The 15,721-nt window shown below is 62.1% G+C and carries 11 protein-coding genes; 5 read left to right on the forward strand and 6 right to left on the reverse strand.

Annotated features, from left to right (window positions below; all coding sequences use genetic code 11):
- Positions 1-21: 21 nt before the first annotated feature.
- The gene (locus ACFQDI_RS19840) at positions 22-3,402 is read right to left on the reverse strand and encodes a PAS domain S-box protein (RefSeq protein ID WP_377170096.1); all 3,381 of its coding nucleotides are present in this window, start codon (positions 3,400-3,402) and stop codon (positions 22-24) included.
- Positions 3,399-3,956 (reverse strand): heme NO-binding domain-containing protein, encoded by a 558-nt coding sequence (locus tag ACFQDI_RS19845; protein WP_377170098.1) that lies wholly within the window; start codon positions 3,954-3,956, stop codon positions 3,399-3,401. The genes ACFQDI_RS19840 and ACFQDI_RS19845 overlap by 4 nt, the downstream gene beginning before the upstream one ends.
- A gap of 365 nt (positions 3,957-4,321) precedes the next feature.
- Here ACFQDI_RS19845 and ACFQDI_RS19850 point away from each other — a divergent pair, with 365 nt between their 5' ends.
- Positions 4,322-6,646, forward strand: coding sequence for a DEAD/DEAH box helicase (locus ACFQDI_RS19850; RefSeq protein ID WP_377170100.1), 2,325 nt, complete (start codon positions 4,322-4,324; stop codon positions 6,644-6,646).
- A gap of 101 nt (positions 6,647-6,747) precedes the next feature.
- Here the strand turns inward: ACFQDI_RS19850 and ACFQDI_RS19855 are convergent, their stop codons facing one another.
- Positions 6,748-7,545, reverse strand: coding sequence for a hypothetical protein (locus ACFQDI_RS19855; RefSeq protein ID WP_377170102.1), 798 nt, complete (start codon positions 7,543-7,545; stop codon positions 6,748-6,750).
- 100 nt (positions 7,546-7,645) lie between these two features.
- Here ACFQDI_RS19855 and nuoF point away from each other — a divergent pair, with 100 nt between their 5' ends.
- From nuoF to ACFQDI_RS19870, 3 genes are all read left to right on the forward strand, one after another.
- Positions 7,646-9,040 (forward strand): NADH-quinone oxidoreductase subunit NuoF, encoded by a 1,395-nt coding sequence (gene nuoF, locus ACFQDI_RS19860; RefSeq protein ID WP_377170104.1) that lies wholly within the window; start codon positions 7,646-7,648, stop codon positions 9,038-9,040.
- Between the two features lie 72 nt (positions 9,041-9,112).
- Positions 9,113-9,577: a hypothetical protein gene (locus ACFQDI_RS19865; protein ID WP_377170106.1), complete on the forward strand. Its 465-nt coding sequence runs from the start codon at positions 9,113-9,115 to the stop codon at positions 9,575-9,577.
- Between the two features lie 677 nt (positions 9,578-10,254).
- Positions 10,255-10,893 (forward strand): hypothetical protein, encoded by a 639-nt coding sequence (locus tag ACFQDI_RS19870; protein WP_377170108.1) that lies wholly within the window; start codon positions 10,255-10,257, stop codon positions 10,891-10,893.
- 10 nt (positions 10,894-10,903) lie between these two features.
- On the opposite strand, the gene ACFQDI_RS19875 is transcribed toward ACFQDI_RS19870, so the two are convergent.
- Together ACFQDI_RS19875 and ACFQDI_RS19880 are read right to left on the reverse strand one after the other, a co-directional pair.
- The gene (locus ACFQDI_RS19875; protein WP_377170110.1) at positions 10,904-11,521 is read right to left on the reverse strand and encodes a cysteine peptidase family C39 domain-containing protein; all 618 of its coding nucleotides are present in this window, start codon (positions 11,519-11,521) and stop codon (positions 10,904-10,906) included.
- Between the two features lie 14 nt (positions 11,522-11,535).
- The gene (locus ACFQDI_RS19880) at positions 11,536-11,718 is read right to left on the reverse strand and encodes a hypothetical protein (protein WP_377170112.1); all 183 of its coding nucleotides are present in this window, start codon (positions 11,716-11,718) and stop codon (positions 11,536-11,538) included.
- Between the two features lie 374 nt (positions 11,719-12,092).
- Here ACFQDI_RS19880 and ACFQDI_RS19885 point away from each other — a divergent pair, with 374 nt between their 5' ends.
- Positions 12,093-14,276 carry a prenyltransferase/squalene oxidase repeat-containing protein gene (locus ACFQDI_RS19885; RefSeq protein WP_377170114.1) on the forward strand — a complete coding sequence of 728 codons (2,184 nt, stop codon included), beginning with the start codon at positions 12,093-12,095 and terminating at the stop codon, positions 14,274-14,276.
- A gap of 183 nt (positions 14,277-14,459) precedes the next feature.
- Here the strand turns inward: ACFQDI_RS19885 and ACFQDI_RS19890 are convergent, their stop codons facing one another.
- Positions 14,460-15,716 (reverse strand): hybrid sensor histidine kinase/response regulator, encoded by a 1,257-nt coding sequence (locus ACFQDI_RS19890; RefSeq protein WP_377170116.1) that lies wholly within the window; start codon positions 15,714-15,716, stop codon positions 14,460-14,462.
- Positions 15,717-15,721 lie beyond the last annotated feature (5 nt).

Genomic DNA, 15,721 nt, shown 5'->3' on the forward strand with positions numbered 1-15,721 from the left:
CGCAGTTGTGGGGGGTCCCCCCTACTTCAGCGCGCTCATAAGCTTTTGCAGCTCCGGCCTCGCAGTTTCATAGCACTGCTTCAGTTGCGTGATGAGCCCTGTCTGCACGGCACGTTGGTTCTGCTCCGCGCTCAGCTCCAGCTCACGGCACAAGGAGTGGAAGGCCGTGAGGCCAAAGAGCGAACTGCTTCCTTTCAGTGCGTGTGCGGTGCGGCGCAGCGCGGCCTGATCCTCGCCACCGTCGAGTTTTTCCAGCTCCAGGATGCGCTTGGGCGCATCGGCAAACCAGTTCTCCATCAGCTCCACAGCGTCCTCCGTACTCAGCTCCGCCGCCAGTTGCTGGAGCGCATCCCGCGCGGAGCCGGAGTCCTCCGCGCACCACGGCGTGGGCGGGGCGCATGCCCCGCTTTCAGAGAGCACATGCACGCGGCCCAGCGCCTCCTGCAGCGACCTGGCGCGCAGCGGTTTGGAGAGGTAGTCGTCCATGCCGGCATCCAGGCAGCGCTCCCGCTCCCCGGCCTGCACATTCGCCGTCATGGCGATGATGCGGCAGCGCGGCCGCCGCCACTCCGGGCTGGCCTCCAGCTCGCGGATGGCACGTGTGGCCTCGTAGCCGTCCATGCCGGGCATGTGGCAGTCCATGAGAATGCCGTCATACACCCCGCTGGCGAAGCGCTCCACGGCCTCCTCTCCATCCCGCGCCACCTCGGCGGGGCAGCCGTTTTTCTCCAGCATCATCATGGCCATTCGGGCGTTCACCTCGTTGTCCTCCACCAGCAGCAGGTGCGGCCGGCTGCCGTCTGCGGCGGGCTGCAGGACGGTGTCTTCAGGAGCCTCCGGCATTTCGCGGGATGGCAGCTTCTGTCCTTCAATGGCATGCAGTGGCAGCCGCACCCAGAAGCGCGAGCCTTCGCCGCGCCGGCTCTCCACGCCGATGCTTCCGCCCATCAGCTCCACCAGCCGCTTGCTGATCGTCAGCCCCAGCCCCGTGCCGCCAAAGCGCCGCTTGCTGGAGCTGTCCACCTGCGTGAAGGCCTGGAAGAGCTGCCGCTGCTGCGCCTCTGTCATGCCGATGCCCGTGTCCGTGACGCTGATCTCCAGCTCCGCCTCGCCCTCCGCCGTGGTGCCCAGGCGGCTCACCTGGATGCGGATGCTGCCTTCGTCCGTGAACTTGATGCCATTTCCCACCAGATTCATGAGGATCTGCCGCAGGCGGCCCGGATCTCCCAGGAAAGACTCCGGCACGTCCGGCGCCACGCGCACGATGAGTTCGATGGAGCGTGACGCCGCTTTGTGCTGCAGCAGGTCCACCACGCCGGCGATCACGGAGTCCAGCCGGAAGGCTTCCTCCACTAGATCCAGCTTCCGCGCCTCGATCTTGGAGAAGTCCAGAATGTCCTCGATGATGGTCATCAGCGCATCTCCGCTGAGGCGCACGGAGTCCACCATCTCCCGCTGCTTGGGCGACAGCTCGGTGTCCAGCAGCAGCGATGACATGCCGATGATGCCGTTCATGGGCGTGCGGATCTCGTGACTCATGGTCGCGAGGAAGTCGCTCTTCGCCTGGTTCGCCGCCTCGGCGCTTTCCTTGGCCTCCAGCAGCTCCTGCGCGACGCGCTTCTTGGCGGTAATGTCCGAGCCGATGCCCAGGTAACCGATGATCTTCCCATGCGGATCAAATAAGGTGGTGACGCTCAGCAGCACGGGGTAGCGCGTGCCGTCCTTGCGCACGTAAGTCCACTCGCACTCATCCGGCGTGCCCAGGCGGGACTTCGCCACAAAGGCGTCAAAGCCCGGCTCCACGGTCTGCCCCAGCTCCTTCGTGAGCACCGCCGCACGCGCGGCCACTTCTTCAGGCAGATGAAAGATGGAGGGCGTGGTGCAGCCGATGATCTCCTCCGCCGCATACCCGAGCTGCCTTTCCGCCGCCTGATTGAAAGTGACGATGATGCCTTCCGGCGTGGTGGAGATGATGGTGTGCGCCGCGCCGTCCAGCACAGCCTTCATCATCGCAATGGAGCGCGCCAGCTGATCCTCCGAGCTCTTGCGCACGATGAACTGGCCCATCTGGTTGCCGATGCTGCTGAGCGCCTGCAGCAGCGCCTCGTCCGGGTCCACCACCTCACTGGCAAAGAGCTCCACCACGCCCAGCACCTCACCGCCGGAGATGATTGGAAAACCGATGCATCCGCGCAGCCCGCAACTCAGCGCGCACACGGCGCGCGGTGTGTCTGTGATCAGCGCCAGATCCCTCGTCCACTGGCTTTGCGCCGTTTGCAGCACCAGGCCCGGTGTACCCTCCCCAGCGGCAAAGGCCGCCTGCTGCTTTAGCGCAACCAGCGTGGAGATGTCCCGCCCGGGGTAGTGCCACAGCTCCGCCAGGCGCAGTGCTTTTTCATTCTCATCCAGCATCCAAAGAAATCCCGCCGGCCAGCCCAGCTGCTGGCACATCTTCTGAATGACCCTCGCGCAAACCTGCCGCATGGAGCCCGATTCGGCGAGGATGCGGCTGGCGGAGTACTCCAGCCTGCGCCTCTTTTCATCCTGCCGGCGCTGCGTCACATCGCTCTCGATCGCCATGTAGTTCACCACCTCCCCGTCCTCGTTGAGAATGGGCTGGATCTCCAGCGCGCTCCAGTAGCTGCGCCCAGAGCGGTGGTAATTCAGGATTTCCGTGCGGATGCCCTGCTGATCCTTGAGCGCGTTGCTGATGCTCTTCACCGTTGCGGCATCCGTGCACGGCCCCTGCAGAAAGGAGCCCGGCTTCCGCCCGATCACCTCTGAAACACGCCAGCCCGTCATGCGTGTGAAGCCCTCATTCGCCCACTCGATGCGCCCCTGCGCATCTGTGACGATGACAGCATTGTCCGTGCGCGCAGCCACCAGCGCCAGCTTGCGCGCGTCCGCCTCTTGCTTGTGCAGCCGCGTGCGTTGCTCCGTCAGCCGACTGTTCAGCTTGATCAAATCCTCGGAAGCCATGCGCTGCGCCTGCAGCACCTGCAGCAGGTCCAGCGTCTGGTCATGCACCGCAAAGTCTCGCATCGAAAGCCCCAGCGTCTCCACCTGGTCCGGGTCCGTGATCCACGGCGTGGCCAGCATGATGCCCAAGCGCGGCTCATCCATCGAGATGACCTGCCCGCGCAGCATGCACTGCGTCTGCCGGCTCATGAGCAGCATCAGGTGGTCCGGCAGGGATCTCGCCATCGCATCGCTGAATTCCCCCTCCGGTCGCACCGCTAGGAAGAGATCCTGCACCCGTACGCCCGGCGCCGCCAACGGGCACACCTTGACCAGGGACGGCCCGGTTTCCACGATGCAGTCGCGCTCATCCCACGCAAAGTAGAAAGGAAATGCTCTGAGAAACTCCTCATTGGGAATCCTTCCAATAATGCTGGTGCTCATGCAGTGGGAAGAGTCCAGTGTATGTCAAAAACATCGTGATCCGCCCCCTCCGTCTTCAGCGCAGCCACAGTGATCATTACAGGCGTGTTGTACAGCTTTCCCAGCCCCTGAACCAGCCCCACCACAAAGTCAGTGAGCCCCGGACGGTGGGTGAAGTAGTGCAGGCTCATGGAGGAGTCCGTCAAGTCCTGACACTCAAAGCGCGGCGGTTGCAGAGCCGGATAGATCATCTGCACACGCGTGTGCAGGTTGGGCAGGTTGATGAGAAACTCCTTCAGCGAGGAACCGCCGGAGCGCATCATCGCCCCGTAGCCGTGCAGCGCCGTCTTGAGCACCCAGTGCTCGCCAAAGGCGATGAGCACCTCCCGTACCGTGATGCACAGCACCTCCGAGGCGGCACCCACGAGCTGGTAGGTGATCTCGTCCGAGTAGCCCTCATTGCTGATGAAAACCTCCACATCCACCCCTGCCTTTTCTTTGATCGCTCGCCATTTATCCTCCCCGTAGCTGGATGTGACGAGTTCTTCTATGGCTTTGTTAACGAGTCCGTACATGGTGGGAAAAGGCTGGGCTTGAGTAAATCAGCGGATATTTAGGTCAAACATCACACAGCATTCTTTTCATTCACCCTCCACAGTTGGGGGGATTCGCTTGTTTCACACATATCGGCGCTGACTCACCCCTCATACGTCTCCACCCAGGCGGCCGACAGGCCGATTGTCAGCCGAGGTGGGGGGGGGATTTCAGCGACTCTTTGGCAATTGCACAAGCGCCAGGATGGCTCGCCCCCTCCCCTTCCCTGGGGCCCCAAGATCAAAGCCCTTGCTATCTCCCCTCATCGGTGACAGTATGACACCCCTCAAATTCTGAGGGCATGCATTGTTATCTGTCGAATTCGACCGTCCGTTAGTTTCGTTTTATGAGTACACACACCTTCCCTGAACTGGGAATCGCCCCCGAGCTTCTTGAAGCCGTTAAATCCCTTGGCTTTGAGCAGCCCTCCCCCATCCAGGCCCAGGCCATTCCCGTGGCGCTGACCGGCCGCGATGTGGTGGGCCAGAGCCAGACCGGTTCAGGCAAGACCATGGCCTTTGGCATTCCCGTGGTGCAGGGCGTGGACGGCTCCCAGCGCCACGTGCAGGCCCTCATCCTCTGCCCCACCCGCGAGCTGGCCATGCAGGTCTGCGCGGAGATCCACAAGCTGGCCTCCTTCAAGGAAGGCGTGCGCGCCACCCCGGTTTACGGCGGCGCCTCCTATGACCGGCAGATCCGTGCACTGCAGAGCGGCTCCCAGATCGTCGTCGGCACCCCGGGCCGTATCTTGGACTTCATGGAGCGCGGACTCATCAAGTTCGACGGTCTGAAAACACTCGTTTTTGACGAGGCTGACGAGATGCTGGACATGGGCTTCAGCGACGACATCGACCGCCTCATGGCGGCCGTGCCTGCGGAGCGCCAGACGATTTTCTTCTCCGCCACCTTTGAGCCGCGCATCCGCCGTCTGGTGGAAAACTACACGCGCAACGCCGCCACCATCACCATCCAGCAGAAGGCGCTCACCACCCCGACCATCGAGCAGCGCTACTACGAAGTGCAGGGCCGCTCCAAGCTGGAGGTGCTCTGCCGCGTGATCGACATCGAGGCCCCGCGCCTGACCATCGTTTTCGCCAATACCAAACGCGCCGTGGACGACGCCACCGACGCCCTCGTGGCCCGTGGCTATGCCGCCGACCGCCTGCACGGCGACATCAACCAGACCATGCGTGAGCGCGTGATGCGCAACTTCCGCAGCGGCAACGTGGAAGTCCTCGTGGCCACCGACGTGGCCGCCCGTGGCCTGGACGTGAACGACATCGACCTCATCGTCAATCTGGAGCTGCCCTACGACGCCGAAGACTACGTGCACCGCATTGGCCGCACCGGCCGTGCCGGGCGCAGCGGCAAGGCCGTGAGCCTCGTCGCAGGCCGTGAAATCTACCTCATGCAGCGCATCCAGCGCTTCATCAACATCCGCGTGGAGCGCGCCCGCGTGCCCTCGCAGGAGGAGCTGGAAGCCACCCGCGTGGACAAGACCTTCGAGAAGGTCAAGGCCGTGCTGGAAGGCGCCAGCTACACCAACCACGAGCACAGCATCCAGCGCCTGCTGGACATCGGCTTCTCCCCCACGGAGATCGCCAGCGCGCTGATGGACCTGCTCATGAAAGACCAGGTGCGCGAGACCGAGCAGATCGTCGAAGACCGCACCGGCAAGAAATTCGAGCCCAAGCCGCGCCCGCAGGCCGCCGCCCCTGCTCCCAAGCCTGCACCCGCACCCGCACCGGCCTCTGAAACAGCACCCGCTGCCGCAGCAGCTGAAAGCACGGAATCCCCTGCCCCCGCCGAAGCGGCCGCCCCGGCAGCCGATGGCGCCCCAGCCGCAGAAGCTCCAGCAGCCGCAACCGAGGCCCGCCCGGCTGAAGAAGAGGACGCCGGCCCCACAAATCACCAAGCCGCAGCCCCGCGCCCGGCCCCGGCCAAATTTGACAACGAGTATGACTCCTCCGAAGAGGAAGAGCGCCCGCTGCCCAAGAAGCAGAGCAGCTGGGTGCAGAAAGGCCCGCGCTCCGGCATGGTTCGCCTCTTCATCAATGTAGGCGGTATGGACCAGGTGCGCCCGCAGGACATCGCCGGCATGCTCTACAACACCATTCAGGACCTCACCCCCGGCAGCATCGGCGCCATCGACGTGCTGGAGAAATGTAGCTTTGTGGAAGTCCCTGGCGACTCCGTGGAAGCCGTGCTCGAAGGCGTGCGCGGTGCCCAGATCCGCGGTCGCGACATCCGCATGGACCATGCAGACCGCCCGGACAACATCAGCGGCATCCGCCCCAAGCGCTTCGGCGGCGGTGCAGGTGGCGGTTTCAAAAAGCCCGGCTTCGGCGGCGGCTTTAACAAAGGCGGTTTCGGTGGTGGCGGCGGTGGTGGCTTCAAAGGCTACGGCGGCGGCCACCAGGGCGGCGGCTTCAAAAAGCCCGGCTTCGGCGGTGGCTTCAAGAAGGGCGGCTTTGGCAGCAAGCCCTGGCAGCAGCGTGAAGGCGAAGGCCCCAGCCCCGGCTACGGTGGCGGCGATGAAGGCCCGCGCCGCGAAGACGCAGGCGGCGGCAGCGGTGGTGGCTATGGAGGCGGCGGCTTCGGCGGCGGTCCCAAGCGCCCCTTTGGCGGCAACCGCTTCGGCGGTGGCGGCGGCTTCAAAAAGAAGTGGTAGTCGTGCGTTAGCGCAAAGCCGACGTTTGGAGTTTCCTGTTCACAGCCTCACCGAGAACCAGTTCTTCCAAATTCACGCTGGTTCACCACAGCGTCAGGGGCTCATTCATGATAAGTTGTCTTGAGGAGGCCATCCAAACATTCCCTGGTCAGTCCGGAACGGACGAGCCGGGCAATCGCCTCTTCACGAGACAACCTCAGGCGCATCACATACACAGGCCAGACCGCATCCATGAGTGTCTCCTGCGCTTTTTGGATGTGCGGGAGTAGAGATCTGGCGTTGTTGGCGGCCACCTCGGCAGCAGACGGCGGAGGCGAAGTGTCGAAAAGCACCGGTCTCGAACCAGCTCCGAGAAGGCCCCGAAGCTCCACCCCCTGCTGCACCAGACTCTTCAAGATCGGCAGCACCATTTGAAGCTTGCCCTCCACCTTCGCTTGGTCGATTTCCTGCGGATTCTGCCGCAAGGTGCGGGTGACAAGTTCTGCCACGGCGGTTTGAACCTTGATTCCGTGATAACTTTCCTGCAGTTCCACGGCATCCAGCGCTCTGGAAATTTTAACTTTTCGCGCACTCGTCTCACACAAGCACCGTAAAGCTTCGACCACTTGGGCTTCGTCCAGAAGCAGCATCCACCGCTGAGCCACAGCCTTGTCTTTTAAAACCAGTTCAGATTCCTTGAAAATGCGCCGGGCGAGCCCCTCCACCTCTTCTATGTGGGCCTTCCCCACATTGACGGCCGTGATCTCCTCCACCAGGGCATCCTGCGCCAGCGAACTGCATGCCACGCCGATCAGGAGCAAAAACAAAGCGACTTTTTCTTTCATTGAGCACAACATGTTGAGCCCTTCCTGCTCGCAGTCAATTTCTTCCCCTAGCCCGCTCCATGGCGCTTTTTTCATGACCCAATTGGCGTTCGCCCTTTGGCAAGTCCGAGCCCCCTTGTGAAATTTTTCACAAATCCCAGTTGCCCACCTTATTCACACTCGGATACTGCGCATCATGGCCTCCCCCGTCCAGTATCTTCCCGGAAAAGAACCCCACGCGCGTGAAAAGCGCCTGATCTTCAAGAACATCGACCGCGTCGGATACAATCCGTCCATCGAGTGCTACCTGGAAAACGGCGGCTACGAGCAGCTGAAAAAGGCGTTCACCATGGAGCGCAGCGCCATCACCAACGAGGTCAAAGCCAGCGGCCTGCGCGGCCGTGGCGGTGCGGGCTTCCCCACCGGCGTGAAGTGGGGCTTCATCCCGCCCACGAACACCAAGCCGGTGTACCTCATCTGCAACGCCGACGAATCCGAACCCGGCACCTTCAAGGACCGCTACATCATGCATCAGGATCCGCATCAGCTGATCGAGGGCATGACCATCGCCTGCTTCGCCGTGGGCGCCAAATTGTCCTACATCTACGTGCGCGAGGAGTTCCCCTACGCCGCCAAGATCCTCGAAAAGGCCATCGCTGAAGCGCACGAAAAAGGCTTCCTCGGCAAGAACATCCTCGGCTCCGGCTTTGACTGCGAGATCTACGTGCACCGCGGTGCGGGCGCCTACATCTGCGGCGAGGAGACCGGTCTCATCGAATCCCTCGAAGGCAAGCGCCCCTACCCGCGCATCAAGCCCCCCTACTTCCCAGCGGCGCTGGGCCTCTACATGAGCCCCACCATCGTGAACAACGTGGAGTCACTCTGCCACGTGAAGCACATCATCGAAATGGGCGGCGCGGAATACGCCAAGCTCGGCACGCCGAACAACACCGGCACCCGCATCCTCTGCGTCAGCGGCGATGTGCAAAAGCCCGGCTACTACGAAGTCGAAGTCGGCAAGGTCACCATGGGCGAGGTCATCAACGATCTCTGCGGCGGGCTCAAGCCCGGGCGCAAACTGAAAGCCATCATCCCCGGCGGCAGCTCCTCCAAGGTGCTGCGTGCGGATGAAAAGTACAAGCTCCGCGACGGCCGCGAGATCGGCATCATGGACATCCCGATGGACTTCGACACCATGGCCCAGTGCGGCACCATGGCCGGCTCCGGCGGCGTCATCATCATGGACGACAGCCGCAGCATGACCTGGGTCATCAACAACCTGAACGCCTTCTACGCGCACGAGTCCTGCGGCCAGTGCACCCCCTGCCGCGAAGGCAGCCTGTGGATGAAGAAGATCAGCGACCGCATCGTAGGCGGCGACGCCAGCCCCGACGACGTGGACACCCTGGAGACCGTGGCCAACCAGATCGAAGGCAAGACCATCTGCGCCTTCGGCGAAGCCGCCTCCTGGCCCACCCAGAGCTTCATCAAAAAGTTCCGCGACGAGCTCAAATCCGACTGCAAACCCGACCTCACCGGCAAGATCGTCAATGAAGAGACGCTGGTGGCGGCTGCGGGACTGGTTGGCTGAGTTGAATTCTCTGGCGAATTAATCGCAAATCCAAACTCGACAGAGAATGACTCTGTCGGGTAGAAAGCTGGCATGAGTGTTGAGCGCAGCATCGCGAGCATGACTCCAGCATCTGTAAAACACCTCCTGAGATGTATTCTGTGGAGCATGCTTTGCCTGACTCTCTGTGGCTGCCACCGCCCCGATCCGAAGGCCGAAGCTGAACGAACTGCAGCGATCGAAAAGGTGACTCGTTTTTTCGAATCGATTCCGAAGGGCGTCCCTAAGGACGGAAAAATTAAGTGCTATCGAAATGGGCTCACTTCTGAAATCATCCTGGAGTTGACCTCACCAGCCGTAGGAGACCCTAGGCCCATCACCCGTGAAGGAGTGATTTCAATGCTTGGAACTTATTTCATCGTGCAAGAGATACGCGATCTAACCAAGTGCCAAGCCAGCCTGACCTGTTTCGAACTGGATTCAGGCGGAAAAGAACTTGGGAGAGTGACAGTTCGGTTTGAGGAAATACTGCCTTTTTTCAATGGCCACGATTTTTGAGAAACTTTGAGCCAGCTTGCCATACTGGAAATCAAGGATGCAGGCGCCAGCACATCATCTTCGGCTTCAACAACGAGGGCAAAGTCCCCAATCCCGAACTCATAACCGTGCCGCCCAAGCCCGGAGCCGTGCAGAAAGCACTCAATGTGCGCATCGCCCTCTTCTCCGCCGAACCTGACAGTGACCCGGCGACATGGGAGGACAATCAGCCGCCGGGGTTCGAGGGATGGCAGTGGGCCAGGATTCCGCAGAGTGAGTGCATTCATCGGGGGCTCGACAGAGAACGGCGACGCTCTCCATGGGACGTTTGCCGGCACCCTGCCCATCTGCGCCACGAGACGCCCGAAAGCGGCAGCTTCACTCGTGCATCGTTGCGCAGCCGCATTGATTCGCTATCGCTCACCCCTTCGGGGCAGCCTACGGCTGTCTATCTCCGCTTCGCTCCGGTTCCAAATTCACGCCGCAGCACGCGCAGCGAATTTGGAGTGCGGTTGCGGAGTGAGGGACGAACGCAGCCACCGCTTTCCGCAGGGCCAAAGGTTCACGCATACCACATCCTATCCGAAGGCAGCAGACCGCGAAAGCCAGCTGACGCCGCACATCATGCTCGGCTGGGAGATTTAGGACTGCCAAAGATGCGCTCGACAAACCAAACTTCTTTCAGATAAAACAACCCCATGAGCGAACCCACCACGCCCGGCCATGATCCGCGCTCTCGGAAGAAAAAGGGCTGCCTGTGGTTTCTGATCTTTTTGGGAGTCATCATTGTCCTCATCCTGCTTTACCTGCCAATGGTAATTGTCTGTCCGGGCATACCTGACGCACCGAGACTGCGCTCCAGAGCGGCCATCAAACACCTCCAGGCGGCGATCACCGCCTATGAAATTGATTCCGCCCACTTTCCCGTGCCGGAGTCCGACTGGCATGGTCCCGATGTTTCGCTCCGCACACGCGGCCTCATTCTGCCAATCCTCCTCGGCAGAAAGGAAGCCAAGGCGCTCAATCCCAAGGAGATCAAATTCATCGACCTCCCAATGGCAAGGGACCACAAAAACGGCCTCTGGCAGGAAGGTAACGAGTGGGTGCTCAGCGATCCCTGGGGTGAGCCCTATTACCTCATTCTCGACACGAACGACGATCTCGAAATCGCCAACCCCGAGTTCGGAGCGAGAGCTTCAGATCCCAAGCAGGCTGAGTTTGACCTGAAACATCCCCAACCCAAAATGCTGCCACTGACGACGGCCATCTACTCCTCCGGCCCGGATCGCGATTCCAAGACGTGGCAGGACAACGTGTGCTCGTGGCACACGCGCTGAGACAGCCCCCTCACTCCACCCTCCGGATCACCCGCACCGCATAGATCTTCGCGGTCAGCTCAGACAGCTTCACCGGCTCCTTGTCATCCCGCAGCGGATCACGCGCCAGGTATTCCAGGCCGTCTTTGCCGACGATGACGCACCAGTGCTGGATGCCGCCGATCAGGAAATATTTCACCACGGGGTAGGCGCCCTGTTCCAGCGCCTTGTCCATCACCTTGTGGCTGGAAGCGGGGTGATATTCCGCCGTGAGCTTCTGGTCCGTCACGCGAGGGATGGCGTTCCACACCACCCAGCCCTGCGGCAGGAAGCCGTCGTTTTTCTTGAGCCGCTCATTGAGCTCCTTCGGGGTGAGCTTCACGCCCAGGTCGGAGCAGGCCATGGCCACACTGGAGACGAGGCAGCCGTGGCTGCCCAGCGTCCCGGTGGAGGGGCCCAGCTGGTCCGCGGCCCAGCGTTGGTCCTTTTGCAGGTGCGTACGCCCCTCATCCGGCAGGCGGATGTGCAACTCCCGGCCCCCGGTGGAGGCAATGGCCGGGACCATGCGCGCCCAGCAGGTGCGCAGCATCACGCAGCTGGTCGCCAGAATCACCAGCGCGAGCAGCCCGATGACCGCGTAGCGACGCATGAGCGCGGAGTCTCTTAGTGGTGCTCCTTCTTCTCGCCGTGTTCGGCAGGCTTGGCATGGGCGTCGCCATGGCCTTCAGCGTGCGCCTTGTGCATGCCTTCATGCAGCACCTGGGTTTCCTCCCAGGAATGCTTCCCGCAGGAGGCGGAGGTGAGGACAAGGGCAGTGGCGCAGAGAAGGAACAAGGCGGTTTTCATGTGAGATTGGGGTTCTCCATCCTATCGGGAGCAGCCTGTCGTGCAAATGACAATTCTCAGCTCATATGCATCTCTTTCGGCGCCTGATGTAGAGGCCCCTTCCCCCCTGCTGCCCTCAGCATGAAAAAAGCGTCACCGCTCATGGGGATCTCGCAGCTTTTAAGCAAGCCATGCAGAAATTTGCTTCAAAAACCTGCCTCAGCAGCGTTACATTCACGGGTCCGGACTGCCCCTATCAGCCCCCGCCTCTAAGGTTCGGTCAGCCTGTCCGTTTTCGCTCAGACTCATGGCCATCCTTCGGGGGCCTGTAAATTCATCTTGTCGCAAGGGCAGGCCACCGTGTATATAAATGCAGATCCACAGCTTTTACTGAAATGAACCCATCGCAGCCAGGAGCACCGCAAAACCCGCCGCAGCCTCCAAATCCAGGAGCCACGCAGCCCTTGCCGCCCCAGGGGTATCCCCAGGGCTATCCGCCTCCACAGGGTTATCCTCCGCAGATGCCCGGCTATCCCCCCGGCTACCCCATGCCCCAGGGCTACCCGCCGCAGATGCCTGGCTATCCCCAGGGCTACCCCATGCCCCAGGGCTACCCGCCCCAGATGCCTCCGGGCTATCCTCCCGGTTACCCCATGCCCCAGGGCTACCCGCCGCAGATGCCCGGCTACCCTCCAGGCTACATGCCGCAGATGCCCATGCCGGCCATGCCTCCCCCGCCGGCACCTTCCACTGGCGCTGTGCCCACTGCCGCCCCTGCTCCAGCCCCTAGGCCCGTCAGCGCTGCCGTGCCCGTCGCAGCCATGCCAGTGCCTGCTGCAGTAGCTCCGGCCATGCCCCCTCCATCTTCGGCCAGCGCAGCCCCGGCCATGCCCGCGCCCAGTGCTCCTGTTGTCTCGGCAGTCGCCCCCACGGACGACGAAGACGCCGGGACAGCAGCCGTGGTGGCCGAGCATCACGTCGGCGAGATCTACCACCCGCCCGCACTCACCCACATCGAGATCGCCAAGCCGCCGAACAAGTTCGTGCAGCTCTGGCGCAAAGCCGGTGCCAGCTCCCTCCTGCTCAGCATCCTCATCCACGCCGGCCTCGGCGTCCTCGCCCTCTTCATCGTCTTCCAGTCCGGCGTCATGGACAAGCAGGTCGACTTCCTCCCCGGTGGCGGCACCGCCCAGGGCGCTGCGGCCAGCGCCGACCTGCAGCACAAAGTGCAGCAGAAGAAGCGCAGCTCCATCAACAAAAACATGCCCATGAAGAAGCTGGTGAGCACCAGCGTCAACGCAGCCATCTCGCTGCCCGAGGCACCGCCAGACTCGCTCGACATGCCAGACGTCAGCGCCATGATGGGCGGTGGCGCCCTCGGCGGAGCCGGAGGCTTCGGCATGGCCGGAGCCGGCGGCGGCTTTGGCAAAGGCATGGGCGGCATGGGAGCCGCAGGCGGCTTCGTCACCCTGCCACCCTCCATGCGCAGCCGCTGCTCCACTCAGGAGCGCCTTGAAAAGCTCCGTCAAAACGGCGGCACCCCCGAGTGCGAGGCCGCAGTCTCCGCCTCCCTCGAATGGCTCAAAGGCAAGCAAAACGCAGACGGCTCCTGGGGTCGTGGCAACAAGTGCGCCATGACCGGCCTCGCCCTCCTCTGCTTCCTCGGCCGCTGCGAGACCCCCGAATCCCCCTTCTACGGCGACAACGTCATGAAAGGCATCATGTTCCTCATCGAAGTCGGCAAAAAGAACCCCTATGGCATCTTTTCCGAGACTGGCTGGAAAGGCGAGGCCAATGGTGGCAAAGGCGGCGCAGGCACCTACGAGCACGGCATCGCCACCTACGCCCTCGGTGAAATGTACACCCTCGCCCGCCTCGGCAGCAAATCCCTCCCCGGCATGCGTGAAGCCTTTGAAAAAGGCGTGAAGACCATAATCGAAAACCAGACCCCCAAAGGTGCGTGGGCCTACGGTGGCAAGGACCAGATCGTTTACAACAAAGACGCCGGCGCTGACCTCTCCGTCGTCGGCTGGCAGTTCCAGGCCCTCAAGGCCGCCAAGAACACTGGCCTCAAGATCGACGGCCTGCATAGCTGTATCGGCAAGATGACCGACTACCTCGAAACCATGCAGACCAAGGATGGCGGCTTCGGCGGCCCGAACCGCGATGCCCACTACAACCAGTGGTCCCTCTCCGGCGTCGGCATCCTCGGCCTCCAGACCATGGCCAAGGGCAAGACCACCGCGATCAAGAAAGGCATCAAGTTCCTCACCGAATTCCTCACCGCCGAGCCCCTCGACTGGAACAAAAACTGCAACCTCTACTGCTGGTACTACTACACCCAGGCCTTCTTCCAGCAGGGCGGTGAAGACTGGAAGTTCTACAACCAGCAGTTCCTTCCCCAGATCCTCAGCGCCCAGCAGGCAGACGGCTCCTTCAAGGCCGGCCGCCCCAACTGGCCCGCAGGTGATGCCGCAGACCCCATCTACCGCCAGTGCCTCTGCACCCTCCAGCTTGAAGTTTACTACCGCTACCTCAAAGTCGGCGACCGCGAAGAGGCCTCCTTCTTCGACAAGTAAGCTCAATCTCATCCAGATCTCTGGGTGGCATCACACGCAACGCATCGCTGCTCCGGCGCTTTGCGTTGCAGCACGCCATGAGCAGAGTTGCCGCGCGCCAGAGCTTTGACTCGCTTCGTCTGGCTTCTAAAACGCTGTCGTGGATCTGCGGCCTGACACCGCTTTGAGGCATTCAGGCACCCGCTAGGCCGCCACCATCTCATCTCGCATCTTCCAGCGCTGCTCGTGGCTGAGCAGGCTACGGAAAAAATCTTCCTCCTTCTTGGGCTCCGGGTTTGTTTCCACCGGCAGGCTGAACTCGAGCTCCAGACCTCGCGGCTCCAGATGCCGGGCCTCTGCAGTGCCGCCATGCAGATGCATCGTGACATAGCAGGCCATCATGTTCACACCAAAATCATCCGGCTTGCGGCTCCGGGTGTAGAACGGGTCAAATAGATTCACCGGCTTGTCCGCGCTCTCCCACATCCCGGTGTCGCGCACATACATCACCAGGTGGTTCTGCCCTTTCCCGTCCTGCCGCACTTTGGCGCTGATGTGTATGCTGTCGCCGGGGCTGAGGTGCGTGAGCTCCTCCATGAAAATCAAACGCCACATCTGGCGGAAGCGCGCCCCATTCACCATGACAGGCGGCAGCCCGGGATCCACCGAGACCTCCACCTTCAGGTTTTTCTCCTTCATCTGCGCTGAAAACATCTCAAGCATCTCGTTGATCACGCTGCTGAGGTGGCACGGGTCCGTGCGGTCCAGGCGCTTGGAATGCGACGCTTCGGCCAGCCGGGCCAGCATGGACTGGATGCGCTCGAGCTGCGACTGCGCCTGGTTCTGCACATCGATCCAGAAGGACGGATCTCGCGGATGCGCCCCCCCGATTTCCTCCATCAGCTTCATCGGCGCCAGGTCGATGAAGGCACGCACGACCGTGAGCGCGTTGCGCAGATGATGGTTCAGGCCCTCCGCCAGGATGCCCAGTCCGGACACCTTGTCCGCAGAGAGCATGTTACGCACTGTCTCCGCCTTTTCCGCCAGCAGGCGCTCGCGTTCGATCAGGGCGTGGTAGTAGTCCAGCGCATGCCTGATGATCATGCCCAGTTCATCCGGGTCCCAGGGCTTGTGCAGGTAGCGAAAGCAGCGCCCGGAGTTCACCGCGTCCACCGCCGCCTGGTAGTCCGTGTACGCCGTGACGAGAATGCGTACGAGATTGGGGTTCAGCTTCCGTGCATGCTCCATCAGTTCCACCCCGCTCGGGCCCGGCATCCGCTGGTCCGTCAGCAGCAGCCCGATCTGCGCCCCGTACTGCTGCAGCATGCGGTAGCCGTCCATCGCGTTGTTCGCGATGTGGATGGTGTACTCGTCGCCAAAGATCTCCTTGAAATAGTGCAGCGCCTTCTCCTCGTCATCGACGTACAAGATGTGGTAGGGCGATAGCAGCGGTGCGGGCATTGCTG

It is taken from the genome of Prosthecobacter fluviatilis, from assembly GCF_042655725.1.
Classification (GTDB): domain Bacteria; phylum Verrucomicrobiota; class Verrucomicrobiia; order Verrucomicrobiales; family Verrucomicrobiaceae; genus Prosthecobacter; species Prosthecobacter fluviatilis.

Bases quoted from the DNA above. Each gene is read 5' to 3' on its own strand.
- ACFQDI_RS19890 (WP_377170116.1), bottom strand. From the start codon at position 15,716: ATGCCCGCACCGCTGCTATCGCCCTACCACATCTTGTACGTCGATGAC.
- ACFQDI_RS19880 (WP_377170112.1), bottom strand. From the start codon at position 11,718: ATGAAAACCGCCTTGTTCCTTCTCTGCGCCACTGCCCTTGTCCTCACC.
- ACFQDI_RS19840 (WP_377170096.1), bottom strand. From the start codon at position 3,402: ATGAGCACCAGCATTATTGGAAGGATTCCCAATGAGGAGTTTCTCAGA.
- ACFQDI_RS19850 (WP_377170100.1), top strand. From the start codon at position 4,322: ATGAGTACACACACCTTCCCTGAACTGGGAATCGCCCCCGAGCTTCTT.
- ACFQDI_RS19845 (WP_377170098.1), bottom strand. From the start codon at position 3,956: ATGTACGGACTCGTTAACAAAGCCATAGAAGAACTCGTCACATCCAGC.
- ACFQDI_RS19865 (WP_377170106.1), top strand. From the start codon at position 9,113: ATGAGTGTTGAGCGCAGCATCGCGAGCATGACTCCAGCATCTGTAAAA.
- ACFQDI_RS19875 (WP_377170110.1), bottom strand. From the start codon at position 11,521: ATGCGTCGCTACGCGGTCATCGGGCTGCTCGCGCTGGTGATTCTGGCG.
- nuoF (WP_377170104.1), top strand. From the start codon at position 7,646: ATGGCCTCCCCCGTCCAGTATCTTCCCGGAAAAGAACCCCACGCGCGT.
- ACFQDI_RS19855 (WP_377170102.1), bottom strand. From the start codon at position 7,545: ATGAAAAAAGCGCCATGGAGCGGGCTAGGGGAAGAAATTGACTGCGAG.
- ACFQDI_RS19885 (WP_377170114.1), top strand. From the start codon at position 12,093: ATGAACCCATCGCAGCCAGGAGCACCGCAAAACCCGCCGCAGCCTCCA.
- ACFQDI_RS19870 (WP_377170108.1), top strand. From the start codon at position 10,255: ATGAGCGAACCCACCACGCCCGGCCATGATCCGCGCTCTCGGAAGAAA.